The 24,689-nt window shown below is 72.1% G+C and carries 23 protein-coding genes; 17 read left to right on the top strand and 6 right to left on the bottom strand.

Features of this window, described 5'->3' with window-relative positions:
• Positions 1 to 183 precede the first annotated feature (183 nt).
• The 5 genes from ACIGXO_RS13620 (at position 184) to ACIGXO_RS13600 (ending at position 5,890) form a co-directional block, all read left to right on the top strand.
• Entirely contained in the window at positions 184 to 1,110 is a 927-nt protein-coding gene (locus tag ACIGXO_RS13620) for a 5-dehydro-4-deoxyglucarate dehydratase (RefSeq protein ID WP_399784910.1), read from the top strand.
• Entirely contained in the window at positions 1,107 to 2,408 is a 1,302-nt protein-coding gene (locus ACIGXO_RS13615) for a glucarate dehydratase family protein (RefSeq protein ID WP_399784908.1), read from the top strand. The genes ACIGXO_RS13620 and ACIGXO_RS13615 overlap by 4 nt, the downstream gene beginning before the upstream one ends.
• 112 nt (positions 2,409 to 2,520) lie before the next feature.
• Positions 2,521 to 3,606, top strand: a complete 1,086-nt coding sequence (locus tag ACIGXO_RS13610) for an S-(hydroxymethyl)mycothiol dehydrogenase (RefSeq protein WP_399784905.1) — start codon at positions 2,521 to 2,523, stop codon at positions 3,604 to 3,606.
• On the top strand, positions 3,606 to 4,235 hold the full coding sequence (locus ACIGXO_RS13605) for an MBL fold metallo-hydrolase (protein ID WP_399784902.1): 630 nt from the start codon (positions 3,606 to 3,608) through the stop codon (positions 4,233 to 4,235). The genes ACIGXO_RS13610 and ACIGXO_RS13605 overlap by 1 nt, the downstream gene beginning before the upstream one ends.
• 95 nt (positions 4,236 to 4,330) lie before the next feature.
• Positions 4,331 to 5,890: a hypothetical protein gene (locus tag ACIGXO_RS13600; protein WP_399784900.1), complete on the top strand. Its 1,560-nt coding sequence runs from the start codon at positions 4,331 to 4,333 to the stop codon at positions 5,888 to 5,890.
• Positions 5,891 to 5,926: 36 nt separating this feature from the next.
• Here the strand turns inward: ACIGXO_RS13600 and ACIGXO_RS13595 are convergent, their stop codons facing one another.
• Positions 5,927 to 7,237, bottom strand: a complete 1,311-nt coding sequence (locus tag ACIGXO_RS13595; RefSeq protein WP_399784897.1) for a 6-phospho-beta-glucosidase — start codon at positions 7,235 to 7,237, stop codon at positions 5,927 to 5,929.
• A 111-nt stretch (positions 7,238 to 7,348) separates the two neighbouring features.
• Here ACIGXO_RS13595 and ACIGXO_RS13590 point away from each other — a divergent pair, with 111 nt between their 5' ends.
• The 4 genes from ACIGXO_RS13590 (at position 7,349) to ACIGXO_RS13575 (ending at position 11,725) form a co-directional block, all read left to right on the top strand.
• The gene (locus ACIGXO_RS13590; RefSeq protein ID WP_399784894.1) at positions 7,349 to 8,497 is read left to right on the top strand and encodes a carbohydrate kinase family protein; all 1,149 of its coding nucleotides are present in this window, start codon (positions 7,349 to 7,351) and stop codon (positions 8,495 to 8,497) included.
• A gap of 345 nt (positions 8,498 to 8,842) precedes the next feature.
• Complete coding sequence (locus ACIGXO_RS13585; protein ID WP_399784891.1) at positions 8,843 to 9,898, top strand: PhoH family protein; 1,056 nt, start codon at positions 8,843 to 8,845, stop codon at positions 9,896 to 9,898.
• An 11-nt stretch (positions 9,899 to 9,909) separates the two neighbouring features.
• Positions 9,910 to 10,407 (top strand): rRNA maturation RNase YbeY, encoded by a 498-nt coding sequence (gene ybeY / locus ACIGXO_RS13580; protein WP_031066761.1) that lies wholly within the window; start codon positions 9,910 to 9,912, stop codon positions 10,405 to 10,407.
• 4 nt (positions 10,408 to 10,411) lie between these two features.
• Positions 10,412 to 11,725 carry a hemolysin family protein gene (locus tag ACIGXO_RS13575; protein WP_399784887.1) on the top strand — a complete coding sequence of 438 codons (1,314 nt, stop codon included), beginning with the start codon at positions 10,412 to 10,414 and terminating at the stop codon, positions 11,723 to 11,725.
• 31 nt (positions 11,726 to 11,756) lie between these two features.
• On the opposite strand, the gene ACIGXO_RS13570 is transcribed toward ACIGXO_RS13575, so the two are convergent.
• Both ACIGXO_RS13570 and ACIGXO_RS13565 read right to left on the bottom strand, forming a co-directional pair.
• Positions 11,757 to 12,380, bottom strand: a complete 624-nt coding sequence (locus tag ACIGXO_RS13570; RefSeq protein ID WP_399784884.1) for a class I SAM-dependent methyltransferase — start codon at positions 12,378 to 12,380, stop codon at positions 11,757 to 11,759.
• A gap of 267 nt (positions 12,381 to 12,647) precedes the next feature.
• Entirely contained in the window at positions 12,648 to 14,126 is a 1,479-nt protein-coding gene (locus tag ACIGXO_RS13565; RefSeq protein ID WP_399784880.1) for an MFS transporter, read from the bottom strand.
• An 86-nt stretch (positions 14,127 to 14,212) separates the two neighbouring features.
• Between ACIGXO_RS13565 and ACIGXO_RS13560 the strand changes: the two genes are divergently transcribed.
• The 3 genes from ACIGXO_RS13560 to era all read left to right on the top strand — a co-directional run bounded on the left by ACIGXO_RS13560 (position 14,213) and on the right by era (position 16,716).
• Positions 14,213 to 15,079 (top strand): helix-turn-helix transcriptional regulator, encoded by an 867-nt coding sequence (locus ACIGXO_RS13560; protein WP_399784877.1) that lies wholly within the window; start codon positions 14,213 to 14,215, stop codon positions 15,077 to 15,079.
• Between the two features lie 251 nt (positions 15,080 to 15,330).
• Positions 15,331 to 15,678 (top strand): cytidine deaminase, encoded by a 348-nt coding sequence (locus tag ACIGXO_RS13555; RefSeq protein WP_399784874.1) that lies wholly within the window; start codon positions 15,331 to 15,333, stop codon positions 15,676 to 15,678.
• Between the two features lie 99 nt (positions 15,679 to 15,777).
• Positions 15,778 to 16,716, top strand: a complete 939-nt coding sequence (era, locus tag ACIGXO_RS13550) for a GTPase Era (protein WP_399784872.1) — start codon at positions 15,778 to 15,780, stop codon at positions 16,714 to 16,716.
• Positions 16,717 to 16,733: 17 nt separating this feature from the next.
• On the opposite strand, the gene ACIGXO_RS13545 is transcribed toward era, so the two are convergent.
• From ACIGXO_RS13545 to ACIGXO_RS13535, 3 genes are all read right to left on the bottom strand, one after another.
• A complete protein-coding gene (locus tag ACIGXO_RS13545) occupies positions 16,734 to 17,999 on the bottom strand; it encodes an MFS transporter (protein WP_399784870.1) in 1,266 nt (421 codons plus the stop codon).
• A gap of 106 nt (positions 18,000 to 18,105) precedes the next feature.
• Positions 18,106 to 18,375 carry a protealysin inhibitor emfourin gene (locus ACIGXO_RS13540; protein ID WP_399784867.1) on the bottom strand — a complete coding sequence of 90 codons (270 nt, stop codon included), beginning with the start codon at positions 18,373 to 18,375 and terminating at the stop codon, positions 18,106 to 18,108.
• Between the two features lie 48 nt (positions 18,376 to 18,423).
• Positions 18,424 to 19,521: a M4 family metallopeptidase gene (locus tag ACIGXO_RS13535; protein ID WP_399784864.1), complete on the bottom strand. Its 1,098-nt coding sequence runs from the start codon at positions 19,519 to 19,521 to the stop codon at positions 18,424 to 18,426.
• Between the two features lie 301 nt (positions 19,522 to 19,822).
• Here ACIGXO_RS13535 and leuA point away from each other — a divergent pair, with 301 nt between their 5' ends.
• The 5 genes from leuA to ACIGXO_RS13510 all read left to right on the top strand — a co-directional run bounded on the left by leuA (position 19,823) and on the right by ACIGXO_RS13510 (position 24,688).
• Positions 19,823 to 21,589, top strand: a complete 1,767-nt coding sequence (leuA, locus tag ACIGXO_RS13530; protein ID WP_399784861.1) for a 2-isopropylmalate synthase — start codon at positions 19,823 to 19,825, stop codon at positions 21,587 to 21,589.
• A gap of 227 nt (positions 21,590 to 21,816) precedes the next feature.
• Complete coding sequence (locus ACIGXO_RS13525; RefSeq protein WP_399785653.1) at positions 21,817 to 22,509, top strand: TerB family tellurite resistance protein; 693 nt, start codon at positions 21,817 to 21,819, stop codon at positions 22,507 to 22,509.
• A gap of 234 nt (positions 22,510 to 22,743) precedes the next feature.
• Complete coding sequence (locus tag ACIGXO_RS13520) at positions 22,744 to 22,959, top strand: hypothetical protein (RefSeq protein WP_399784859.1); 216 nt, start codon at positions 22,744 to 22,746, stop codon at positions 22,957 to 22,959.
• Positions 22,960 to 23,039: 80 nt separating this feature from the next.
• Entirely contained in the window at positions 23,040 to 23,786 is a 747-nt protein-coding gene (recO, locus tag ACIGXO_RS13515; RefSeq protein WP_399784856.1) for a DNA repair protein RecO, read from the top strand.
• A 71-nt stretch (positions 23,787 to 23,857) separates the two neighbouring features.
• Positions 23,858 to 24,688: an isoprenyl transferase gene (locus ACIGXO_RS13510; RefSeq protein WP_399784853.1), complete on the top strand. Its 831-nt coding sequence runs from the start codon at positions 23,858 to 23,860 to the stop codon at positions 24,686 to 24,688.
• Position 24,689: the final 1 nt, after the last annotated feature.

Here is a 24,689-nt window from a genome sequence, read left to right as displayed (position 1 = left end):
GCGGAGTTGGGGGCGGAAAAGGGGGCTCCGGTAGATCTAGCAGGCGTTGCTTCTGCGTATCTACGCGCGGAGATTAAATCGTTGGTAAAAGGTGGCCGGCCGCAGGCGCCCTTGACGGCCGATACGCCCCTCTCTAGCCTCCATTCTCATCTGTGGATGTCATCTACATATGGAGACAGGCCCATGACGGTCACCGAACGGCTGCGCGCGGGCATGGCTCGCGGCGTGCTGTCCTTCCCCCTCACCTCCTTCGCCGGCGACGGCGCGCTGGACCTGCCCGCGTACCGCGACTACCTCGCGAGCCGGATCGCCGCCGGGCCCGGCGCGCTCTTCTCCGCCTGCGGCACGGGCGAGTTCTTCTCGCTGGACGAGGACGAGTACGGCCGGGTGATCCGGGCCGCCGTCGAGGTGGCGGACGGGCGGCTGCCGGTCGTCGCGGGCGTGGGCTACGGCTGGGCGCAGGCCGCGCGGTTCGCCGGGATCGCCGAGAAGGCCGGGGCCGACGCGGCCCTGCTGATGCCGCACTACCTGGTCAGGGCCCCGCAGGACGGCCTGGTCGCGCAGGTGCGCGAGGTCGCCGCCCGCACCCGGCTGCCGCTGATCGCCTACCAGCGCGACCACGTCACCTTCACCACCGACAGCGTCCGCCGGATCGCCGAAATCCCCGGCGTCATCGGCCTCAAGGACGGCCACAGCGACCTGGACCGACTGCAGCGCGCCAAACTCGCCGCGCCCGACGGCTTCCTGTTCTTCAACGGCGCCGCCACCGCCGAACTACAGGCCCGCGCCTACGCGAGCCTGGGCGTCACCGCGTACTCCTCCGCCGTGCACGCCTTCGCGCCCGAGATCGCCGGCGCCTTCTTCACGGCGCTCGCCGAGCACGACGACACCACCGTCGAGAAGCTGCTGACCGGCTTCTACATCCCCTTCGTGGAGCTGCGCGACCGGGTGCCCGGATACGCGGTGTCGCTGGTCAAGGCGGCGGCCCGGCTGCGCGGCCTGCCCGTCGGCCCGGTACGCGCCCCGCTCACCGATCCGTCCCCCGCCGACCTCACCGACCTCGCGGCGCTCCTGGAGCGCGGCCTCGACCTGGTAGGAGCCACCCGATGACGCGGACGGAACTGACGATCGCCGAAGTCCGGCTCACCCCGATCCTGGTCGCCGACCCGCCGCTGCTGAACACCCAGGGCGTGCACCAGCCCTACACCCCCCGGCTGATCATCGAGGTGGTCACCGAGGGCGGCGCGACCGGCCTCGGCGAGACCTACGGCGACACCAAGTACCTCGATATCGCCCGGCCGCTGGCCGATGCGCTCATCGGCCGCTCGGTCACGGATCTGAACGCGCTTCCCGCAATCGCTGCCGAGGTCTGCGGCGACTCGCCGGCCGCCACCGCCGCGGGCGCGGTCGACGTCGGCGGGCTGCGCGGCGTCCAGACCGCCGACAAGCTGCGCCTCTCCGTCCTCTCCGGCTTCGAGGTCGGCTGCCTGGACGCCTGGGGCAGGGCCACCGGACTCCCCGTGCACGCCCTGCTCGGCGGCAAGGTCCGCGACCGGGTCGACTACAGCGCGTACCTCTTCTACCGCTGGGCCGAGCGCCCGGGCGGCCGCGGCGAGCCCGACGACTGGGCGGCGGCCACCGACCCGGCGGGCGTGGTCGCGCAGGCCCGCCGCCTCGCCGGCACGTACGGCTTTGGCTCGTTCAAGCTCAAGGGCGGGGTGTACGAACCGGCCGAGGAGATCGCCGCGATCCGCGCGCTGGCCGAGGAGTTCCCCGGGCGTCCGCTGCGCCTGGACCCCAACGGCGCCTGGTCGGTGGAGACCTCCCTGAAGGTCGCCGAGGAGCTGAAGGACGTACTGGAGTACCTGGAGGACCCGGCGAGCGGCACCGACCGGATGGCTCAGGTGGCGGCCCGTACGGAGATTCCGCTCGCCACCAACATGTGCGTGACGACCTTCGACGAGATCGCCGGGGCGTTCACCCGCGGCGCCGTCCAGGTCGTCCTCTCCGACCACCACTACTGGGGCGGCCTGCGCAACACCCGCGAACTGGCCGCGATCTGCCGCACGTTCGGCGTCGGCGTCTCCATGCACTCCAACACCCACCTCGGCATCAGCCTCGCCGCGATGACGCACGTCGCGGCGACCGTCCCGGACCTGCGGTACGCCTGCGACACGCACTACCCCTGGCAGACCGAGGACGTCCTCACCGAGCGGATCGCCTTCGACGGCGGCGCCGTCGCGGTCACCGACACCCCGGGCCTCGGCGTCGAACTGGACCGGGACCGCCTGGCCGCGCTGCACCGGCGCTGGCTGGACGACGACGGCGGCCAGCGCGACCGGGACGACGCGGCGGCGATGCGCGTCGCGCACCCGGGGTGGACGGCTCCGGCCGTGCCGCGCTGGTAACTCCCCGGACCGCCGCCCCCGGGCGCCGGGGTGTCGCCCTCTGGGCGGGAATGCGGGGAACGCGTACGGTATGGGTCCGTCCCGTGCGTGATCATCGAGAGGGGCCGCCCCCATGGCACAGCAAGTACGCGGAGTCATCGCACCCGGCAAGGACCAGCCGGTGCGCGTCGAGACGATCGTCGTGCCGGACCCGGGCCCCGGCGAGGCCGTGGTCCAGGTCCAGGCGTGCGGTGTGTGCCATACGGACCTGCACTACAAGCAGGGCGGCATCAACGACGAGTTCCCGTTTCTGCTGGGGCACGAGGCCGCCGGTGTCGTGGAGTCGGTGGGCGAGGGTGTTACGGATGTGGCGCCGGGCGACTTCGTCATTTTGAACTGGCGTGCGGTGTGCGGGCAGTGTCGGGCGTGTCTGCGGGGGCGTCCGCAGTACTGCTTCGACACCCACAATGCCAAGCAGAAGATGACGCTGACGGACGGTACGGAGCTGTCCCCGGCTCTCGGTATCGGCGCGTTCGCGGAGAAGACGCTGGTGGCGGCGGGGCAGTGCACGAAGGTGGATCCGGCCGTGTCGCCTGCGGTGGCGGGGCTGCTGGGGTGCGGGGTGATGGCGGGCATCGGTGCCGCGATCAATACGGGCAATGTCGGCCGGGGTGACTCGGTTGCCGTGATCGGCTGCGGTGGTGTGGGTGACGCGGCGATCGCGGGGGCCCGGCTGGCGGGCGCCGCGAAGATCATCGCGGTGGACATCGACGACCGGAAGCTGGAGAAGGCGCTGTCCATCGGGGCCACGCACTCGGTGAATTCCAAGGCCGTCGATCCGGTCGAGGCGATCCGCGAGCTGACCGGTGGGTTCGGTGCGGATGTGGTCATCGAGGCGGTCGGCCGTCCGGAGACGTACAAGCAGGCGTTCTACGCCCGCGATCTGGCGGGCACGGTGGTCCTGGTGGGCGTGCCGACGCCGGAGATGACGCTGGAGCTGCCGCTGCTGGACGTCTTCGGGCGCGGTGGGGCGCTCAAGTCCTCCTGGTACGGGGACTGTCTGCCCTCGCGCGATTTCCCGATGCTGGTCGATCTGCACCAGCAGGGGCGGCTGGATCTGGGCGCGTTCGTGACCGAGACGATCGGGATCGAGGACGTGGAGGCGGCGTTCGCGCGGATGCATGAGGGCAATGTGCTGCGCTCGGTGGTGGTGCTGTGATGGCGGCCCGCATCGATCACCTGGTCACCTCCGGGACGTTCTCCCTCGACGGCGGGACGTGGGAAGTGGACAACAACGTGTGGATCGTCGGGGACGACGAGGAAGCGGTGGTCATCGATGCCGCGCACGACGCCGACGCCATCCTCGCGGCGCTCGGCGAACGGCGGCTGCGCGCCGTGCTCTGTACGCACGCGCACGACGACCACATCGACGCGGCGCCCGCGCTGGCGTCCCGTACCGGTGCCATGATCCACCTCCACCCCGACGACCTGCCGCTGTGGAAGCTGACCCATCCGGGCAGCCCTCCGGACCGGGAGCTGACGGACGGACAGGTGCTGACCATCGCCGGTACGGATCTGACCGTGCTGCACACGCCGGGGCACGCGCCCGGCGCGGTCTGCTTCCACGCGCCCGATCTCGGGGTCGTGTTCAGCGGTGACACGCTCTTCCAGGGCGGGCCCGGGGCGACCGGCCGGTCGTTCTCCGACTTCCCGACCATCGTCGAGTCGATCAAGGAACGGCTGCTCAGCCTGCCGCCCGACACGAAGGTGCTCACCGGGCACGGCGACCCGACGACCATCGGGGACGAGGCGCCGCACCTGGAGGAGTGGATCGCGCGCGGCCACTGAGCAAGGGCCGTAGCGGCGTCAGTTGCTACCAGTTTTCGAACCTTTGCGCCGACATCCCATGCGTATCGGGAGTGCGGCCGGTTACCGTGCTCGGTATGGCAATCAGCACCGCACCGACCGCTCCTGGCTACGCACTGCTGATTGCCGCCGATCCGCCGGCCCGCCGGCCGCTGCCGGCGACCGCCGCGCTGCCGCAGCTGGCGGCCGTTCCGCCGGCGCGGCTCGTGGGCGCTCCGTACGCCAGCGCCGTACAGCTGGCGAACCCGGACGACCCGAATACGGTGCTGACCCACATCCGCACCGCGGCCGCCGTCGACGGGCCGCTGCTGATCTACGTCGCGGGGCACATCCAGGTCGACGCGCGGCAGGGCAAGCCGCATCTGGCGCTGGCCCGGACCGTGCCCCGAACGGTCCGGTACACGGCGCTGCCGTGGCACTGGCTCGCCGCGGAACTGCAGCACCGGCCGCCGGGCAGCACGACGGTGCTGGCCGACCTGGCGGCGGGGCCGGAGATCTGGCACGACCTGGGCAGGGGGAAGCTGTCGCTGGGCGGACCGTTCCTGCTGTACGGCACGGTGCAGCGCAGCGACAAGCGGCACCGGCCCGCGCCGGCGTACACGCATGCCCTGACGCGGGTGCTGCGGGCGGTGGCGGAGACGGGGACGACGGCGGAGCGGCCCAGTGCGGAGGAGTTGCACGGGTGGGCGCTGCGTGAGGCGGGGCTGGACGGCGGGGTGACGCTGTGGCTGGCGCCGGAGCGCTCGGGAACGGGGGTGCAGGCGCCGGTACCGGTGCCGGGTGCGGGGTTTGGGCCGGTCCCTGGGGCGGCGCCTGCACCGGGTGCGGGGGCTGTGGCTGCGCCGATTGCTGGGGCGGTGGCTGCATCGGCTCCGGCGCCCGCGTCGGCGCCTGAGCCCGCTTCGGCTCCCGCGCCCACCCCGGCTCCCGCGTCGGCGCCTGCGCCCGCTTCGGCTCCCGCGCCCACCCCGGCTCCTGCACCGGCGCCTGCGCCCGAGTCCGCTCCCGCGCCCACGCCCGAGTCGGCCCCGGCGCCCACGCCTGAGCCCGCTTCGGCTCCCGCGCCCACGCCCGAGTCCGCCCCGGCGCCCACGCCCGATCCCGCTCCGGCTCCCGCGCCCACCCCGGCTCCTGCGCAGCCCCCGCAGCCCTCCCAGCCCCCGATTCCCGTCGTGGCCGCCATACCCCCGGTCCCCGGTGCGGCGCCTGCCGTCGACCCGCACCATGCCGTGTTCGCCGCGGCGGCGGCCGGGCGGCACGGGGAGGCCGCCGCGATGGCCGCGGCCTGGGAGCAGGCCGCCCTCCGGAGCCACGGGCCGGTGTCCCCCGAGGCGGTGCACTGGATCGAGGTACAGGCGGAGCTGGCCCGGCAGGCCGGCGAGCCGGTGCGGGCGAGCGGGCTGTGGATGCGGTCCGCGCACGTCCGGCTGGCCGGCGGGCAGAGCGAGACGCACCCCGAGGTCACGGCCGCCGTCGACCGCGCCCACCACTGCTGGCACCAGGTCGGCAACGACGAGGAGGTCCGGAAGCTGGGCGTGGAGCTGGCGAACCTCCGGAGCCGGGTGCCCGGCAGGAACGGCGCCCAGGACGACGTACAGCGCCGCCTCGCCGCCCTGGCGGAGTCCGTCAGCCGCTGAGGCCGCCCAGCCGCCGAACCGCGCCCGCCGGACCGCTCAGTCCGCCGCCCGCTCCAGGATGCGGGCGGCCACCGCCGGTGAGTCCACCAGAGGGTGCAGCGCGAGCGCCCGCAGGGCCGCGTCGCGCTCCTTGAAGACGGCGGCCTCCACCGTCGCCCGTTCCACCGCCTTCAGCTGGAGCATCAGCCCCAGTTGGTCGTTGCGGAGCGGGGCGCACGGCAGCGGCCGGGCGCCGTCCGCGCCCACCTCGCACACCGTCTCGATGATGGCCTCGGGGGCGAGCGCCGGAACGGTCGTCCCGTTGCGCACGTTCAGGATCAGCCGGGCCCGCCGGTCGCCCGCGATGGCGTGCATCAGGGCCAGCGCCACCCGGTCGTACCCGCCGCCCTCCAGGTCGCAGCTGTCCCGCTGCCAGCCGCCGCTCGCCTCCCGGCTCTCCGCCATGTACGTCTCCTCGCGCTCCAGGCGCGTGCGCTCCCACAGCGCGTACGCCTCCTCCGGGCGCCGGCCCGCCGCCTCGAAGAAGCCGCCCTGCTGCCGGTCGAGGAAGACACCGCGGGTCTCGTCCGCCGCCCGTACGGAGGCGAGCGTCTCGCGGCGGAAGTAGTAGTAATGCAGGTACTCGTTGGGGAGCGCCCCGAGGGCGTGCAGCCACTCCGCCCCGAAGAGCCGGCCCTCCTCGAACGACCCGAGTGCCTCGGGGTCGGCGAGCAGCCCCGGGAGCAGGTCCCGGCCCTCGTAGGACAGCGACCGCAGCCACCCGAGGTGGTTCAGCCCCACGTAGTCGTACGTCACCGCGTCCGGGTCCGCGCCCGCCGCCCGCGCGGCCCGGCGCACCAGGCCCACCGGCGAGTCACAGATGCCGATCACCCGCTCGCCCAGCACCTCGGCCATCGCCTCGGTGACCATTCCGGCAGGGTTGGTGAAGTTGATGACCCAGGCGTCCGGGGCCAGCGCCGCGGCCCGCTCGGCGATGTGCAGCGCCACGGGGATCGTGCGCAGCCCGTAGAGCACGCCGCCCGCGCCCACCGTCTCCTGGCCGAGCACGCCCTCGGAGAGCGGGATCCGCTCGTCCGCGACGCGCCCCGCGGTGCCGCCGACCCGGATCGCGGAGAACACGAAGTCCGCGCCGCGCAGGGCGTCGTCGAGGTCCGTCGCGAGCCGCACCCGTACCGGCCGCTCCCGCCCCGCCGCCTGCCGCTCCAGTACGGCCGCGATGACCCGCAGCCGGTCCGCGTCGGTGTCGTACAGCGTCACCTCCGTCACGGCGCGCGCGGGATCGTCGAGCAGCGCGCGGTGGACCAGCGGCACCCGGAAGCCGCCACCACCGAGAATCGTGAGCCTCATGCGCCGGAACGTACCGCACGAAGGCGCGGGGGAAGCCGCCGCGCTCGCAGCCATGGCCACCCCTGATCCGGCACACTGGCGTGACGTGCACGGACGAAAGGGGCAGGCAAGGTGAGCGCTCACAGCGGAGAACAGTTCGCTCCCACGAGTCCCGCGCCGGCGGTGCTCGACCCGCTCGCCGCCGTTCGCGGGCCGCAGGACCCGGCCACGGACGTCTATCTCACCGGCACGGTCTTCCTCGACATCATCTTCACCGGGCTGGACTCGGCGCCGGTCCGTGGCACCGAGTCCTGGGCGCGCGGCATGGGGTCGAGCCCCGGCGGGGTCGCGAACATGGCGACCGCGCTGGCCCGGCTCGGGCTGCACACCTCGCTGGCGGCGGCCTTCGGGGACGACATGTACGGCGAGTACTGCTGGGACGCGCTGCGCCAGGGGGAGGGCATCGACCTCTCGATGTCGCGGAAGGTGCCCGGGTGGCACTCGCCGGTGACCGTCTCCATGGCGTACGAGGGCGAGCGCACGATGGTGTCGCACGGGCACGAGGCCCCGCCGCCGGAGTCCGCCTTCGACGGGGCGCACGCGCCGGGGTGCCCGCCCGCCTCGCGCGCCTGCGTCGCCTCGCTGGTGCCGGGGCGGCGGGAGGGCTGGCTGGGCTGCGCGGCCGGCCGCGGTGCCCGGATCTTCGCGGACGTGGGCTGGGACGACACCGGGCGCTGGGATCCGGCCGACCTCGCCGACCTCGAGCACTGCGAGGCGTTCCTGCCGAACGCGGAGGAGGCGATGCGGTACACGCGTACGGACTCGCCGCAGGCGGCCGCCCGCAAGCTCGCCGACCTGGTGCCGGTCGCCGTGGTCACCATGGGCGCGCGGGGCGCGTGCGCGGTGGACGCGCGTACCGGCGAGTGCGCCGAGGTCCCGGCGATCGCGGTGGAGGCGCTGGACCCCACGGGCGCGGGCGACGTCTTCGTGGCGGGCTTCGTCACGGGCACGCTCGCGGGCTGGCCGCTGGCCGACCGGCTGGCGTTCGCGGGCCTGACGGCGGCGCTGTCGGTGCAGGAGTTCGGCGGCTCGCTGTCCGCGCCCGGCTGGTCGGAGATCGCCGCGTGGTGGCAGCAGGTACGGGACCACCGCACGGCGGCCGCGGAAGGGCTCGCGGCGCGGGAGCGGTACGCGTTCCTGGAGGGCGTCCTGCCGGCCGCCTACCGCCAGTGGCCCCTGGCCCGCGCCCTCCCCACGATCGGCTTCCGCCGCTCGGGCTGAGCGGCTCCCCGCAGGGGCGAGGGCCATTCCCCGCGGGGGTGAGGGCCGTCCTCCGCGGGCGCGAGGGCGGATGCCCGCCGCCCCTCCTGGGTAACCCCTGAGCAAGGGGGCCACCTGTGTTCGATTCGCCCCCGTAGGCGAGCTTCGATTCGCCTCCGCAGGCGGGCCCTGCACCCGTGCCGGCGCCCCCGTAGGCCGGCCAAAGGCCCCGGCAGCCCCCCTCCACCGGCCCTCCTCGAAAAGTTCTCCGTTGATGTCGGTGGTGCGTCGTACCCTGGACGTGCTCAGGAGAGCCGCAGGCATCGCTACGTAGAAATGGGGATCAGCAGGCCACAGAGCCGGCCCATGACGCAGACACCCACTAATCAGCAGGCGCGCGCCCAGTTCACCGTCCCGCCCACGCACCCCATGGTCACGGTCCTGGGGTCGGGAGACGCGTTGCTGCGCGTGATCGAGAACGCCTTCCCGACGGCCGACATCCACGTCCGTGGCAATGAGGTCAGCGCCGTCGGAAATCCCGAGGACGTCGCGCTCATCCAGCGCCTGTTCGACGAGATGATGCTGGTGCTCCGCACCGGACAGCCGATGACGGAGGACGCAGTGGAACGCTCGATCGCCATGCTGCGCTCGGCGGAGAACGGCGAGGGCGGGACGAGCGAGACCCCCGCGGAGGTGCTCACTCAGAACATCCTCTCCAACCGGGGCCGCACGATCCGTCCCAAGACGCTGAACCAGAAGCGGTACGTCGACGCCATCGACAAGCACACCGTCGTCTTCGGCATTGGCCCCGCCGGTACGGGCAAGACCTACCTCGCCATGGCCAAGGCGGTGCAGGCCCTGCAGTCCAAGCAGGTCAACCGCATCATCCTGACCCGGCCCGCGGTCGAGGCGGGCGAGCGCCTGGGCTTCCTGCCCGGCACGCTCTACGAGAAGATCGACCCGTATCTGCGCCCGCTCTACGACGCGCTGCACGACATGCTCGACCCCGACTCCATCCCGCGCCTGATGGCCGCCGGGACGATCGAGGTCGCGCCGCTGGCGTACATGCGCGGCCGGACGCTGAACGACGCGTTCATCATCCTCGACGAGGCGCAGAACACCAGCCCCGAGCAGATGAAGATGTTCCTCACCCGGCTCGGCTTCGACTCGAAGATCGTGATCACGGGCGATGTGACGCAGATCGACCTGCCCGGCGGCACGAAGAGCGGTCTGCGCCAGGTGCAGGAGATCCTCGAGGACGTGGACGACGTCCATTTCTCGCGCCTCACCAGCACTGACGTCGTCCGGCACAAGCTCGTGGGCCGTATCGTCGACGCGTACGAGAAGTACGACAGCCGCAATGGCCAGAACGACGGACGCTCCGGCCAGCACGACAGCCGCAGCCGCAACGGAAAGCACTGAGCAGAACAACGATGGCAATCGACGTCAACAACGAGTCCGGTACGGACATCGACGAGCAGGCGGTCCTGGATGTCGCCCGCTACGCGCTCGCCCGGATGCGCATCCACCCGCTGTCCGAGCTCTCGGTCATCGTCGTCGACGCCGACGCCATGGAGCAGCTCCACATCCAGTGGATGGACCTCCCCGGGCCGACCGACGTGATGTCCTTCCCGATGGACGAGCTGCGCCCGCCGGCCAAGGACGAGGAGGAGCCCCCGCAGGGGCTGCTCGGCGACATCGTGCTCTGCCCGGAGGTCGCGAAGAAGCAGGGCGAGGACGCGCCCACGGAGCACTCCATGGACGAGGAGCTGCAGCTGCTCACCGTCCACGGCGTCCTGCACCTCCTGGGCTACGACCACGAGGAGCCGGACGAGAAGGCCGAGATGTTCGGGCTGCAGGCCGCGATCATCGACGGCTGGCGGGCCGAGCGCGGCATCGAGGGCCCGTCCCCGGCACCCACCACCCGGTGACGCGGTGTCCCTCCAGCTGATCGCCGTCGCCGTCCTCCTCGTCGTGGTCGCCTGGCTCGCCGCCTGCGCGGAGACGGGCCTCGCCCGCACGACCAGCTTCCGCGCCGAGGAGGCCGTACGGTCGGGGCGGCGCGGCAGCGCCAAGCTCGCCGCCGTCGCCGCCGACCCCACCCGCTATCTGAACGTCGCCCTGCTGGTGCGGGTCGGCTGCGAGATGGCCGCTGCCGTCGTCGTCACGTACGCGTGCGTGCGGCGGTTCGAGGAAACCTGGGAGGCGCTGACCGTCGCCATCGCGGTGATGGTGCTCGTCTCGTACGTCGCGGTCGGGGTCTCCCCGCGTACGATCGGCCGCCAGCACCCGCTGAACACGGCGACGGCAGCGGCGTACGTGCTGCTGCCACTGGCCCGGATCATGGGTCCGATCCCGCAGCTGCTGATCCTCCTCGGCAACGCGCTCACCCCCGGCAAGGGCTTCCGCAAGGGCCCCTTCGCCTCCGAGGCCGAGCTGCGCGCGATGGTCGACCTCGCGGAGCAGGAGTCGCTGATCGAGGACGAGGAGCGCCGCATGGTGCACTCGGTCTTCCAGCTCGGCGACACCCTCGTCCGGGAGGTCATGGTGCCGCGCACGGACCTGGTGTCCGTCGAGCGGTTCAAGACCATCCGGCAGGCGCTCACGCTCGCGCTGCGGTCCGGGTTCTCGCGCATCCCCGTGACGGGGGAGAGCGAGGACGACGTGGTGGGCGTGGTGTACGTGAAGGACCTCGCCCGGAAGGTGCACATCAGCCGGGACGCGGAGACCGAGCTGGTGTCGACGGCGATGCGGCCCGCGGCGTTCGTGCCGGACACGAAGAACGCGGGTGACCTGCTGCGGGAGATGCAGCGGGACCGCAACCATGTTGCTGTGGTGATCGACGAATACGGTGGTACCGCGGGGATTGTCACGATCGAGGACATCCTCGAGGAGATCGTCGGCGAGATCACCGACGAGTACGACCGCGAGCTGCCGCCCGTGCAGGAGCTGGGCGACGGCCGGTACCGGGTCACGGCCCGCCTCGACATCGGCGACCTCGGCGAGCTGTACGGCCTGGAGCTGGACGACGAGGACGTGGAGACGGTCGGCGGGCTGCTGGCCAAGCGGCTGGGCAGGGTGCCGATCGCGGGCGCGCAGGCGGAGGTCGACCTCTCCGAGGACGCCGTGGACCCGGCCCTGAAGGCGCTGCGGCTCACGGCGGAGTCCCCGGCGGGGCGCCGGAACAAGATCGTCACGGTACTGGTGGAGCCCGTCGGCGCCGGAGGCGCCGGGAGCGACGAGGGCTAGAGCGACGAGGGCCAGGGGGCTTCCACGCCCCCTAGCGGGCCACCGCCGTGCCCAGTGAGTCGGCGCCCATCGGCTTGGGGGCGCCCTTCTCGTAGAACGTCTCCAGCTCGGTGATCGTGAAGCCTGCCGAGGTCAGCAGGTCGGCTATCGGCCGCGTGAGGTGGCAGCCCCCGAAGAGGCGTGCGTTGAGGGGATCCAGGCGGCGCTGCCACTGGCGTACGGACGCATCTGTTTCCGGGGCCAGGCCGTGTTCGAGGAAGCGCAGGGTGCCGCCCGGCTTGAGGACGCGCCGGACCTCGCGCAGGGCGGCCCCGGCGTCGGGGATGGTGCACAGCGTCCACGTGGAGAGCGCGGCGTCGAAACTGTTGTCCTCGAAGGGCAGCGACTGGCCGTCCAGGCCGGCTCGGTGGACGGGCGTACGGGATGCCCGCAGGCGGGTGCCGGCGAGTTCCCAGCCGCGGTCGGAGGGCTCGATGGCGGCCACGCTGGTGACGGTCGGCGGGTAGAACGGCACGTTGTGGCCCGTGCCGAAGCCGATCTCGAGGATGTCGCCCGCCAGGGGCGCGCAGACCCGGCGGCGCAGGGGTCTGGTGGGTTTCATCCCGCAGGCGACGTCGATGATGCGCGGGAGAACGCGTTCTGAGTAGAAGCCCATGGGGATCGCCTCCGCTTTCCAGCGTAGGCGTACGGGTGCTTGGGCGCCGCGCTCGGCTTGGGTCGATGGGGGCTTGCGTCCGTTGCCGGGTGCGGCGCCGTTTCGCCTGCGGCGGGCCGTTACCGCTGCGCGGGGCTTGACGTTACGGTGCCGGGCCTCCGCGGGTGGGGGTCCGGACTGCTTCGCTTTACGTCCGGACCCCCACCCGCTCCGGCCCGTCCCCTCCCGTCGGTGGTGGGTGGGAAAACGAGGGCCGTTGTGGTGCGGCTACGTGCGGCGGCGGAGGCCGAAGGTGATCAGGGTGGTGACCGCCAGGAGGATGGCTGCGTCGGTGGCCAGGCCCAGGCGGATGCCGCCCAATGTTGCCTCGGCGAGGTCGGCGCCGCTCGCGCGGAGCGCGGAGACGTGGGCGGAGGCCAGGGCGCTGAGCAGGGGGATGCCGATGGTCATGCCGATCTGCTGGGCGCTGGTGACCAGGCCGGTGGCCAGGCCCTGTTCGTGGTCGGGGAGGCCGGACGTCGCGGTGACGCCGTAGGAGACGATCACCCAGAGGTGGCCGAGGGAGGCGAGGGTGACGCCGGCCATGGCGAGCCAGGCCGAACCGGAGCCCGTGCCGAGACCCAGGAGCGAGGCCGTGAGCGCCGCCTGGATCAGCAGGCCGGTCAGCAGCGTGCCGCGGGCGCCGATGCGGGCGATCAAGCGCGGGGCCAGGATGCCGGCCAGCGCGGAGACGACGCCCTGCACGCCGAAGACCAGACCCGTGCGGAACGGCGAGAGGTGCAGCACCTCCTGGAGGTACAGCGTCAGGAGGAACACGACGGTGCTCATCATCGAGACGGTGGTGAGGCCCGCGAGGTTGCCGAACGCCACCGTGGGGCGGCGGAGCATGGGGAGCGAGACCAGCGGCTCGGGGGAGCGGTACTCGACGCACACGAAGGCGACGAGCAGTACCGCGCCCAGGACGAGGGTGAGGAGGACGTCGGGGCGGGCGAAGCCGTCGGTGGCGGCGGTGGAGAGGGCGTAGATGAGGGACAGGAGGCCGCCGGTGACGGTGAGCGCGCCGGGCACGTCGATACGGGGCCGGTCCGGGCGGCGGCTCTCCGTCAGGAGAGCGGGGGCCAGCGCCAGGACGGCCGCGCCCGCCACGGCCAGCAGGCCCATCGTCGAGCGCCAGCCGAGGGAGTCGGTGAGGACGCCGCCGAGCACCATGCCGACGGTGAAGCCCATGGACAGCAGCGTGCCGCTGACGCCCAGCGCGCGCTCGCGCTGCGGCCCTTCGGCGAAGGTCGTGGTGAGCAGGGACATGCCGGCCGGGACGATGACGGCCGCGCCGATGCCCTGCAGCGCGCGGCCCGCGAGGAACGCCGCGGGCGACCAGGCGAGGGTGGCGAGGACGGAGGCCGCGGTGAAGAGCGCGAGGCCGGTGAGGAAGAGCCGGCGCCGTCCGTAGAGGTCGGCGACCCGGCCGGAGAGCAGCAGGAAGCCGCCGGACGGCAGGGCGAAGGCGGTCACCGCCCACTGCAGGTCGGCCTGGCCCATGCCGAGGTCGGCGCCCAGTACGGGCAGCGCCACGTTCAGGATCGAGAAGTCCAGGGCGACGAGGAACTGGGCGGCGCACAGCACGAGGAGGACGAGTCTGGCCCGGCCCGTCATCCGGGTCGCGGTGGGCGCCGGGGCGGTTTCCCGTACGGCGTCGGGCGTGGCCGGAGCGGATTCCCGCGCCGGAGCGGTTGTTTCGGTCGGCATGGGACGAGCCTCGTCGTCCGGAATAACCGGTGGGGAGCGGGAACTTATCGTGGTGTTCCGACCACCAGGCAGCACGAGGGGGAGCGATGGCGGCACGGACGGCGGGGCGCCGGGAGGAACTGCGGGAGTTTCTGATGGCGCGCCGGGCGCGCGTCAGTCCGGCCGAGGCGGGGCTGCCGGACGGCGGGCGGCGCCGTACGCCGGGGCTGCGCCGCGAGGAGGTCGCGGTGCTCGCCGGGGTCGGCGCCTCCTGGTACCAGTGGCTGGAGCAGGGCCGCGACATCAGCGTCTCGCCGCAGGTGCTGGACGCGGTGGCGCGGGTGCTGAAGCTGCGCGACGCCGAGCGCCGCCACCTGTACGTGCTGGCCGGGCTGAACCCGCCGCTGCCGCGCTCCGAGTACGACGGCGATCCGATCTGCGACGGGCTGCAGCGGCTGATCGACGCGTGGCTGCCGTTCCCGGCGCACATCATGGACCCGTACTGGAACACCGTCGCGTACAACGAGGCGTCGCGGCTGGCGCTGGGGCGCGGGCGGCCGGGCGTCTCGTCGAACTGCGTGATCGCCTACTTCACCGACCCGGTCTACCGGTCCCGCGCGCACAGCTGGCAGCGGAACGCGCCGCACATCGTCGCCCAGTACCGTGCCGCCTGCTCCGAGCGGCCGGGCGACGAGGGCTTCGCCGAGGTCGTACGGGAGGCGTCGGCGGCGAGCGGGGAATTCACGCGGTTGTGGGCGCGCCAGGACGTCACGCCGGGCGGCCAGCTGCACCAGGAAATGGAGCACCCGCTGGTGGGCACGCTCCGGTTCGAGTCCACGCAGCTGCGGGTGCCGTCCCGCGCCGACCTGACCGTGGTGATGCACAACGCGCAGGACGACGAGACCGAGGCGAAGCTCGTCCGGCTGCTGTCGGCCGAGGAACGACGCGGCGAGCTGTACTCGGTGGCGGGCTGAAGCAACGACGCCCCCGCCACCCCGTCGCCCCCGTCTTTCCACCCACCACCGACGGGAGGGGACGGGCCGGAGCGGGTGGGGTACCGGACGTAAAGCGAAGCAGTCCGGTACCCCACCCGCGGAGGTCCGGCCCCGTGACGTCAAGCCCCGCGCAGCGGCATCCGCCCGCCGCAGGCGAAACCGCGCCGCCCCCGGCAACGTACGCGAGCCCTCATCGGCCCCAGCCGAGCGCAGCGGATAGGCTCGGCCGTATGAGCGAAGCGATGGATCCGGAAGACCGCAAGATCATCACCCTCGCCCGTTCGGCGCGAGCCCGTAACGGTGTGGCCGAGGGCGCCGCCGTACGCGACGAGACCGGCCGGACGTATGTCGCGGGCACCGTGAACCTCGACTCCCTCAAGCTGAGCGCCCTGCAGACCGCCGTGGCGATGGCCGTCGCGAGCGGCGCGCAGTCCCTGGAGGCGGCCGCGGTGGTCACCGAGGCCGCCACCGCTGCGGACGCGGACCGCGCCGCCGTCCGTGACCTGGGCGGTGCGGAGACCCCCGTCCTGGTCGCCGGTCCCGACGGCGCCCTCCGCGAGACCGTCAAGGCCGGCTGACCGCCACAGCGCCGCTGACCTCGCACGCATACCGCTGACCCACCGGTCCGGCCGGGCCGGTGGTCGGTGTCATGCCCGCGATCGGGGAGAATGGGCGCCATGAGCGTTCGTACAGACTCCTCCGCCCCGCACCGCGCCGGCTTCGCATGCTTCGTAGGCCGCCCGAACGCGGGCAAGTCCACCCTGACGAACGCTCTCGTCGGTACGAAGGTGGCCATCACCTCGAACCGGCCGCAGACCACCCGGCACACCGTCCGCGGCATCGTGCACCGCCCGGACGCGCAGCTGGTCCTCGTCGACACCCCCGGCCTGCACAAGCCGCGCACGCTGCTGGGCGAGCGGCTGAACGACGTCGTGCGGACCACCTGGGCCGAGGTCGACGTGATCGGCTTCTGCCTGCCCGCCGACCAGAAGCTCGGCCCGGGGGACCGTTTCATCGCCGGTGAGCTGGCCGGGATCAAGAAGACCCCGAAGGTCGCCATCGTCACCAAGAGCGACCTGGTGGACTCCAAGACGCTGGCCGAGCAGCTGATCGCCATCGACAAGCTGGGCCAGGAGCTCGGGATCGAGTGGGCCGAGATCATTCCGGTGTCGGCGGTCGGCGACAGCCAGGTGGGGCTGCTGGCCGACCTGCTCGTGCCGATGCTGCCCGAGAGCCCGCCGCTGTACCCGGAGGGCGACCTCACCGACGAGCCCGAGCAGGTCATGGTCGCCGAGCTGATCCGCGAGGCGGCGCTGGAGGGCGTACGGGACGAGCTGCCGCACTCCATCGCGGTCGTGGTGGAGGAGATGCTGCCGCGCGAGGACCGGCCCGCCGAGAAGCCGCTGCTGGACGTGCACGCGATCGTCTACATCGAGCGGCCCAGCCAGAAGGGCATCATCATCGGCCCCAAGGGCAAGCGTCTGAAGGAGGTCGGGATGAAGTCCCGCAAGCACATCGAGGCGCTGCTCGGCACGCCGGTCTACCTGGACCTCCATGTGAAGGTCGCCAAGGACTGGCAGCGGGATCCCAAGCAGCTGCGCAAGCTGGGCTTCTAGACGCTGTCGCGCACGGTTCAGTCCACTCCCCGGATGCGGCGTACGAAGAGCGCGCCCGTGAGGGCGACGGCCGCGGCCAGGAGGTACAGGACCGGGTAGCCGCCCAGGTGGCGGACGACCGGTGCCGCCAGGGCCGGGGCTGCGACCTGGGGCAGGGAATTGGCGATGTTGATGACGCCGAGGTCCTTGCCGCGGTGCGCCGCGGCCGGGAGGACGTCCGTCATCAGCGCGAAGTCGACGGCCATGAAGACCCCGAAACCGATGCCCAGCGTGCCGGCCGCCACCAGCGCCCCGGGCCAGCTCTGCCAGCAGGCGAGCACCGCGGTGGCCGCCGCCATCAGGACGCCGGCCCACAGGACGAACGGCTTGCGGCGGCCGACGCGGTCCGACCAGAAGCCCGCGGTGACGACCGTCGTCAGCAGCAGCGCACTGTTCACCGCGGTGAGGACCAGCACCCCGCTCGCCGGGTCGGGGCGGCGCAGCGCGTCCCGCAGGTAGTACAGCAGGTACAGCAGCGCGATCGAGTTCCCGAGGTTGACCAGGAAGCGGGTCAGCCAGGCCCAGGCCAGGTCCGGATGGCGGCGCGGGCTGATCCAGAAGGCGGTCAGGAAGGCGCGCCGGTCGAACGGCGGGCGCCGCTCGGCGGGCAGTACCGGGTCGCGGTGGAGCAGGACGTACGGGAGCGTGCCGAGGACCGTGAAGGCGGCGCAGGCCAGATAGCCCGCCGCGATGCCGCCGGCCGCGGTCGCCAGGCCCGTGCCCGCCAGTACGCCCAGGATCTGGGCCGCGCCCAGCCAGCCGCCGACCGCCCCGCGCTGCCCCCGCGGCACCCGGTCCGGCACCGCGGCCGTCAGCGCGGCGTACGCGGCGCTCAGCGCCAGCTGGACCAGGCACCAGCCCAGCAGCAGGGACGGCACCCCGTCCGCCGTGGCCAGCAGCGCGAGCGCGACGGCGCCGGCCGGCACGCCGCCCGCGAGCCACGGCGTACGGCGGCCGAAGCGGGAGGCCGTACGGTCCGAGGCGGCGCCGAAGAGCGGCGTGGCGACCAGCGCGACGGCCGCGCCGCAGCCGGTCACCCAGGCCAGCACGGTCTCCTTCGAGGTGCCCGCCGGGGCCAGCTCGGCGGCCTGGAGGGCCAGCAGGATCTGCAGCGGCCCGAACCAGCCGACCCAGACCGCCCCGCTCGCCAGCACCAGCGCCGCCGTCCAGCCGCGCCCGACCGGCACGACGGGCTCGGCCAGCGCGTCCTGTGCGCCGTACCGGTCCAGGGGCTGGGGGATCACCTCGGAGCTCCTCCGCCGCCTGGCCGGTCAGTAACGTGTCAAGGGTGCGGGCGGAGCCGCCCACCCGCACCCTTGACACGCGTCATCGGGGCCGGGGACCTGTCCCCTATGCCGCCCCTTCCTTCAGCACCCGGGTGATCAGCTTGCGCTGGTGGTCGGTCAGCCGGGGATCCGCGCAGTACACGGTCCGGCCGTCGACGGTGATCTGGTACGTGAACCCGTCCGGCACCCCGACGGGCTGGGTGTCCCGCCCGTCGGCCAGCGCCCGCTCGACCAGGTCGCCCCACTGGGCGGCATCGGCCCGGTCAGCGGTGTCGATCTCGGCGTGCTTCTCGATGCCGGCGAAACCGCCGGTGCGCCTCACCTGAATCCGCATGGCCGCAGCCTTCTCCTCGGCACGCCGCGGGTCAATGACCGCCGCAGGTCACTGTCCCTCGTCGTTGGTGACACCCACCTCGGACCACGCCTTGACCAGCGCCTCGTGCTCCGCGCCCTGGTCGCCGTAGCGGGCCTTGGCGGCGTCGATCGTCAGTTGGGCGAAGTCCGCGAACTGGGCGTCCTTGGCGAGATTGCCGCCCGTCAGCACGTCGTACCAGACCTGTCCGGCCCGCTCCCAGGCGTTGCCGCCCAGGGCGGTCGCCGCGAGGTAGAAGGCGCGGTTGGGGATGCCGGAGTTGATGTGCACCCCGCCGTTGTCCTGCGAGGTCTCCACGTAGCCGTCCATCGAGGCGGGCTGCGGGTCCTTGCCGAGCACGTCGTCGTCGTACGCCGTGCCGGGCGCCTTCATCGAGCGCAGCGCGGTCCCCTTGTCGACGTCCGGGCCGAGCAGCCCGTCGCCGATCAGCCAGTCCGCCTGGTCGGCGCTCTGCTTGAGGGAGTACTGCTTGATCAGCGAGCCGAAGACGTCCGAGACGGACTCGTTCAGCGCGCCGGACTGGCCGAGGTACTCCAGGTTGGCGGTGTACTGGGTGACGCCGTGGGTCAGTTCGTGCCCGATGACGTCCACGGCGGTGGTGAAGTCCAGGAACAGCTCGCCGTCGCCGTCCCCGAAGACCATCCGCTCGCCGTCCCAGAAGGCGTTGTCGTACTCCCTGCCGTAGTGGACCGTGGCGTCCAGCGGCAGGCCCAGGTCGTCGATGGAGTGCCGGCCGTAGATCTTGAAGTACAGCTCGAAGGTGGCGCCGAGGCCGGCGAAGGCGCGGTTGACGGAGGCGTCCTGGCCCGCCGGGTCGGACTCGCCGCGGACCTTCGTGCCGGGCAGGGTCTCGGTGTGCTCCGCGTCATAGATCGTGCGCTGCGGCTTGTCGCTGCCGGTGCGGGCCCCGTCCGGCGCGGCGAGGCCGCGGACGGTGGTGAGGCGGCGGCGGGTGCGCTGCAGGGCGTCGTGCTCGAGGGTGCGGCGGGCCCGGCCGGAGAGGGCGGAGCTCTCGGCGCGGGAGAGGTGGTCGAGGAGGTGGGGCGGGATGATCCCGCAGAAGACCGGGCGGACAGCGTGACTCTGGTGTGAGGAAGTGGCGTCCATGGGGCGAGCGTGGCACCGTGTACAGGCCCTGTCACGACCCGCTACGGAGATTCCCGCGAATGTGTGCTTCGTCGCGAAAAGGCCGCAATGCGCCTCCGGTCCCGCATACTGATACGGGACATCCATATGACACGGGTCTCCGCTAGGGTGCAGAGCATCATGCGTTTCGGGCTGCTTCTCCTTAGCTGCCGCGGCGAGGGCCTGTAGTCGTAGGCCGACCCCCTCCCCGCGGAGTTCGGTGTTGCGGTTTACCGCCCCGTCGGCCGTCCTTACCGGACCCCATCGAGGAGCCCTACGCACCATGTCGAACCCCGCGAATTCCATCGGCCGCCCCACGCCCATCACCGCCGCGACCGTGACGCAGAAGCCCTCCGGGATGCCGATCCACAAGTACGGCAAGTACGAGGCCGTGGACATTCCGGACCGCACGTGGCCCGACAAGCGCATCACCCAGGCGCCCCGCTGGCTCTCGACCGACCTGCGCGACGGCAACCAGGCGCTGATCGACCCGATGTCGCCCGCGCGCAAGCGCGAGATGTTCGACCTGCTGGTCAAGATGGGCTACAAGGAGATCGAGGTCGGCTTCCCCTCCTCCGGTGAGACCGACTTCAACTTCGTCCGCTCCATCATCGAAGAGGGCGCGATCCCCGAGGACGTGACGATCTCCGTCCTGACGCAGGCCCGCGAAGAGCTGATCGAGAAGACCATCGAGTCGCTGCGCGGCGCCCACCGCGCGACGGTGCACCTGTACAACGCCACCGCCCCCACCTTCCGCCGGGTCGTCTTCCGCGGCTCCAAGGAAGAGGTCAAGCAGATCGCCGTGGACGGCACGCGGCTGGTCATGGAGTACGCCGAGAAGATCCTGGGCGACGAGACGATCTTTGGCTACCAGTACAGCCCCGAGATCTTCACCGACACCGAGCTGGACTTCGCCCTGGAGGTCTGCGAGGCGGTCATGGACGTCTGGCAGCCCGAGGAGGGCCGCGAGATCATCCTGAACCTGCCCGCCACGGTCGAGCGCTCCACGCCGAGCACCCACGCGGACCGCTTCGAGTGGATGTCCCGCAACCTGTCCCGCCGCGAGTACGTCTGCCTGTCGACCCACCCGCACAACGACCGCGGCACCGCCGTCGCCGCCGCCGAGCTGGCGGTCATGGCCGGCGCCGACCGCGTCGAGGGCTGCCTGTTCGGCCAGGGCGAGCGCACCGGCAACGTCGACCTGGTCACCCTGGGCATGAACCTGTTCTCGCAGGGCGTCGACCCGATGATCGACTTCTCGCAGATCGACGAGATCCGCCGTACGAGCGAGTACTGCAACCAGATGGAGGTCCACCCGCGCCACCCCTACGCGGGCGACCTGGTCTACACCGCCTTCTCCGGCTCCCACCAGGACGCCATCAAGAAGGGCTTCGACGCTCTGGAGGCCGACGCGGCCGCGCAGGGCAAGACCGTGGACGACATCGAGTGGGCGGTCCCGTACCTGCCCATCGACCCGAAGGACGTCGGCCGCTCCTACGAGGCGGTCATCCGGGTCAACTCCCAGTCCGGCAAGGGCGGTATCGCGTACGTCCTGAAGAACGACCACAAGCTGGACCTGCCGCGCCGGATGCAGATCGAGTTCTCCCGGACCATCCAGGAGAAGACCGACTCCGAGGGCGGCGAGGTCACCCCGGCCGCGATCTGGTCCACCTTCCAGGACGAGTACCTGCCCAACCCCGAGAACCCGTGGGGCCGTATCCAGGTCAAGAACGGCCAGACCACGACGGACCGGGACGGCATCGACGCGCTCACGGTCGAGGCGGTCGTCGACGGCCAGGACACCGTCCTGACCGGCTCCGGCAACGGCCCGATCTCCGCGTTCTTCGACGCCCTGCAGAGCATCGGGGTCGACGTACGGCTGCTGGACTACCAGGAGCACACCATGAGCGAGGGCGCCTCCGCGCAGGCCGCCTCGTACATCGAGTGCGCGATCGACGGCAAGGTCCTGTGGGGCATCGGCATCGACCCGAACACGACGCGCGCCTCGCTCAAGGCCGTCGTCTCCGCGGTCAACCGCGCGAGCCGCTGACACTCGGACGAGTGGGTTCGGTAAACCCGCTGGCCGGGTACGGGAACGTACCCACGGGCCGGTTCACCGCCCCCGCGTGACGCCCGCGCAAGGCCCCGCTCCTCGTCGAAAAGAGGCGCGGGGCCTTCCGCATTGTCCGGTACGACATGCTGACGCCGCGTCTCTGATGTGGCTAACATCACGTCAGCGGGGCAGCGTGGCCAGCGCGGTATGGAGGTCTGGACGTGATGCACAAGCTGGGCATGGTGGGCGTGCGCACGTCATGGCGCACGATCGCCGACGGCGAGTTCTTCTGCCCCGAGTGCGGTGGCGACCGTAACTACCGCCGCCGTACGGGCAGGCGCCGGCTGACCCTGCTCGGCGTCCCCGTCCTCCCGCGCGGCGCGGCCGGCCCCGTCCTGGAATGTTCCTCCTGTACGGGCCACTTCGGCCTGGACGCCCTGGACCACCCCACCACGACCCGCTTCTCCGCGATGCTCCGCGACGCGGTGCACACGGTGACGCTCGCGCTGCTGGCGGCGGGCGGCACGGCGTCCCGCACGGTCCGCGAGCAGGCGGTCGCGGCGGTACGGGCCTCCGGCTTCACCGAGTGCACGGAGGACCAGCTGCTCTCCCTGCTGGCCGCGCTGGCCGCCGACACGGGCCGGCTCCCCGGCACGTACCACGACGGCCGCGACGGCCTCGACCCGTGCGGCACGGCGCTCGCCATAGAGCTCCACGAAGCGCTGGAACCGCTGGCGCCCCACCTCGCGCCGGCGGGCCGCGAATCCCTGCTGCTGCAGGGCGCGCGCATCGCCCTCGCGGACGGTCCCTACACGGGCCCCGAGCGCGAGGTCCTCACGACCGTCGGCACGGCGCTGTCGCTCGACGCGCAGGACACGGACCGGCTCCTCGCCGCGGCCGCGCGCACGCCCTCCTAGGGCTGCCGCGCGGTCAGGCCCTCAACTCCTCGTACGCGCGGGCGGACATGCTGCCCGAGTTCCTCAACTTCCCTGCAGCCCGCCGCACTTGACGCGCGTACGCCGCTGTTGATTTTAGATCCGCCGGCGTGTGTCACGGATGTGAACAGGGAAAATCTTCCGGCGGAAAAGTCCGGGTCGGGACAGTGGGACACCAGTGCCGGATACGAGGGTGAAGAAAGCGAGCGAGGAACGATGAGCGCCGCGGTGGGTTCGTACGTCGTGGACACGCGGACGGGCAGGGTCGGAATGGTGATGGGGAGCGAGGGGCCGTATCTGCAGCTGCGGCCGGTGGGCGGCGGGCGGGAGTGGGACTGCGTGCCCGACGCCGTGCGGATCGCGACGGCGAGCGAGCGGCTGAGCGCGGCCACGGCGTACGTGAACGCCCGCAGCCGCGGCGAGGTGGGCTGAGCGCCTGAGCGCCCGAGCCCCGGACGGGGAGCAACGGGGGACCGTCCCCGTGCGGTACGGCCGTACGGGACAATGGCTGCATGAGTCTGTTCCGTGATGACGGCGTCGTGCTGCGCACCCAGAAACTGGGTGAGGCGGACCGGATCATCACGCTGCTGACCCGCGGCCACGGCCGGGTACGGGCCGTGGCCCGCGGTGTCCGGCGCACGAAGTCGAAGTTCGGCGCGCGGCTGGAGCCGTTCTCGCACGTGGACGTGCAGTTCTTCGCGCGCGGCAGCGAGCTGGTCGGGCGCGGGCTGCCGCTGTGCACGCAGAGCGAGACGATCGCCGCGTACGGTGGCGGCATCGTCCGCGACTACGACCGGTACACCGCGGGGACCGCGATGCTGGAGACGGCGGAGCGGTTCACCGACCACGAGGGCGAGCCGGCCGTGCAGCAGTACCTGCTGCTGGTGGGCGGGCTCCGGACGCTCGCCTCCGGGGAGCACGCCGCGCATCTCGTCCTGGACGCCTTCCTGCTGCGCTCGCTCGCCGTGAACGGCTACGCACCTAGTTTTGACGACTGCGCGCGGTGCGGAATGCCCGGTCCGAACCGGTTCTTCTCGGTCGGCGCGGGCGGAGTGATATGCGGGGAGTGCCGAGTGCCCGGCAGCGTCGTACCCTCCTCTGAGTCGATCGCGCTGCTCAGCGCGTTGCTGACGGGGGACTGGCCGACGGCGGACGCGGCCGAGGCCCGGCACGTCCGGGAGGGCAGCGGGCTCGTCGCGGCGTATCTGCAGTGGCATCTGGAGCGGGGACTGCGCTCGCTCCGCTACGTAGAGAAATAGCTGCGTAGAGAAGTAACCACCCAAGAGCTCCACCCAAGAGCTCCACCGAAGAACTAGGAGACGTGGCACGCATGGCACGACGTGGGATTCTGGGCCGTTCGCGGCGGGAGTACCAGGCGCCGGAGCCGCACCCGTCCGGTGCGCGGCCGCCGAAGATCCCCGGTGAGCTGGTCCCCGAGCACGTGGCCATCGTGATGGACGGCAACGGGCGCTGGGCGAAGGAGCGCGGGCTGCCCCGCACCGAGGGGCACAAGGTCGGCGCCGAGCAGGTGCTGGACGTGCTGCAGGGCGCGATCGAGATGGGCGTGAAGGCCATCTCGCTGTACGCCTTCTCCACCGAGAACTGGAAGCGCTCGCCCGACGAGGTGCGCTTCCTGATGAACTTCAACCGGGACTTCATCCGCAAGACCCGGGACCAGCTGGACGCGCTCGGCATCCGGGTGCGCTGGGTGGGGCGGATGCCCAAGCTGTGGAAGTCGGTGGCCAAGGAGCTCCAGGTCGCGCAGGAGCAGACCACGGACAACGACAAGCTGACGCTGTACTTCTGCATGAACTACGGCGGCCGCGCGGAGATCGCGGACGCGGCGCAGGCGCTGGCCGAGGACGTGAAGGCGGGCCGGCTGGACCCGTCGAAGGTCAGCGAGAAGACCTTCGCGAAGTACCTGTACTACCCGGACATGCCGGACGTGGACATGTTCCTGCGGCCCTCCGGTGAGCAGCGCACGTCGAACTACCTGATCTGGCAGAGCGCGTACGCCGAGATGGTCTTCCAGGACGTGCTGTGGCCGGACTTCGACCGGCGGAACCTGTGGGACGCGTGCATGGCGTACGCCCAGCGCGACCGGCGCTTCGGCGGCGCCCAGCCGAACGAGGTCCCGGAAGCGCCCGCCCAGCAGGGCTGAG

This window comes from Streptomyces sp. NPDC053542 (assembly GCF_044544685.1).
Classification (GTDB): domain Bacteria; phylum Actinomycetota; class Actinomycetes; order Streptomycetales; family Streptomycetaceae; genus Streptomyces.
The sequence above is the reverse complement of the archived record's forward strand: the minus strand, read 5'-3'. Positions and strand labels throughout refer to the sequence as shown.

Bases quoted from the DNA above. Each gene is read 5' to 3' on its own strand.
- ACIGXO_RS13620 (WP_399784910.1), top strand. From the start codon at position 184: ATGACGGTCACCGAACGGCTGCGCGCGGGCATGGCTCGCGGCGTGCTG.
- ACIGXO_RS13615 (WP_399784908.1), top strand. From the start codon at position 1,107: ATGACGCGGACGGAACTGACGATCGCCGAAGTCCGGCTCACCCCGATC.
- ACIGXO_RS13610 (WP_399784905.1), top strand. From the start codon at position 2,521: ATGGCACAGCAAGTACGCGGAGTCATCGCACCCGGCAAGGACCAGCCG.
- ACIGXO_RS13605 (WP_399784902.1), top strand. From the start codon at position 3,606: ATGGCGGCCCGCATCGATCACCTGGTCACCTCCGGGACGTTCTCCCTC.
- ACIGXO_RS13600 (WP_399784900.1), top strand. From the start codon at position 4,331: ATGGCAATCAGCACCGCACCGACCGCTCCTGGCTACGCACTGCTGATT.
- ACIGXO_RS13595 (WP_399784897.1), bottom strand. From the start codon at position 7,237: ATGAGGCTCACGATTCTCGGTGGTGGCGGCTTCCGGGTGCCGCTGGTC.
- ACIGXO_RS13585 (WP_399784891.1), top strand. From the start codon at position 8,843: ATGACGCAGACACCCACTAATCAGCAGGCGCGCGCCCAGTTCACCGTC.
- ybeY (WP_031066761.1), top strand. From the start codon at position 9,910: ATGGCAATCGACGTCAACAACGAGTCCGGTACGGACATCGACGAGCAG.
- ACIGXO_RS13570 (WP_399784884.1), bottom strand. From the start codon at position 12,380: ATGGGCTTCTACTCAGAACGCGTTCTCCCGCGCATCATCGACGTCGCC.
- ACIGXO_RS13565 (WP_399784880.1), bottom strand. From the start codon at position 14,126: ATGCCGACCGAAACAACCGCTCCGGCGCGGGAATCCGCTCCGGCCACG.
- ACIGXO_RS13560 (WP_399784877.1), top strand. From the start codon at position 14,213: ATGGCGGCACGGACGGCGGGGCGCCGGGAGGAACTGCGGGAGTTTCTG.
- ACIGXO_RS13555 (WP_399784874.1), top strand. From the start codon at position 15,331: ATGAGCGAAGCGATGGATCCGGAAGACCGCAAGATCATCACCCTCGCC.
- era (WP_399784872.1), top strand. From the start codon at position 15,778: ATGAGCGTTCGTACAGACTCCTCCGCCCCGCACCGCGCCGGCTTCGCA.
- ACIGXO_RS13540 (WP_399784867.1), bottom strand. From the start codon at position 18,375: ATGCGGATTCAGGTGAGGCGCACCGGCGGTTTCGCCGGCATCGAGAAG.
- ACIGXO_RS13535 (WP_399784864.1), bottom strand. From the start codon at position 19,521: ATGGACGCCACTTCCTCACACCAGAGTCACGCTGTCCGCCCGGTCTTC.
- leuA (WP_399784861.1), top strand. From the start codon at position 19,823: ATGTCGAACCCCGCGAATTCCATCGGCCGCCCCACGCCCATCACCGCC.
- ACIGXO_RS13525 (WP_399785653.1), top strand. From the start codon at position 21,817: ATGCACAAGCTGGGCATGGTGGGCGTGCGCACGTCATGGCGCACGATC.
- ACIGXO_RS13520 (WP_399784859.1), top strand. From the start codon at position 22,744: ATGAGCGCCGCGGTGGGTTCGTACGTCGTGGACACGCGGACGGGCAGG.
- recO (WP_399784856.1), top strand. From the start codon at position 23,040: ATGAGTCTGTTCCGTGATGACGGCGTCGTGCTGCGCACCCAGAAACTG.
- ACIGXO_RS13510 (WP_399784853.1), top strand. From the start codon at position 23,858: ATGGCACGACGTGGGATTCTGGGCCGTTCGCGGCGGGAGTACCAGGCG.